1 pseudogene is annotated in these 278 nt (G+C 65.8%); it reads left to right on the top strand.

The features are described 5' to 3' along the window. Positions 1-278 (top strand): annotated as a pseudogene (locus tag EN861_RS35160) (ATPase); the annotation flags it as partial.

Genomic DNA, 278 nt, shown 5'->3' on the forward strand with positions numbered 1-278 from the left:
AACATCTTCCGCGTGCCGAACCACGGGCGTCCGGTGACCTGTTTCGAGATGGCGGGCATGCCCTCCGAGGTGGTCAATTCGGTCTGCTCGGTGCTGGCGCGTCTCGCCTTCGACCTTGCGCTTTGGAGCGAGGGCCGGCTGCGGTTGCTCTTGTTGTGCGAGGAAGCCCACCGCTACATGCCGGCCGATCCGCGCCTCGGCTTCGCGCCGACCAGGCACGCCCTGTCGCGCATTGCCAAGGAAGGCCGCAAATATGGCTGCTACCTCCGAGGTAGCAG

The organism is Mesorhizobium sp. M8A.F.Ca.ET.218.01.1.1, assembly GCF_004791165.1.
Classification (GTDB): domain Bacteria; phylum Pseudomonadota; class Alphaproteobacteria; order Rhizobiales; family Rhizobiaceae; genus Mesorhizobium.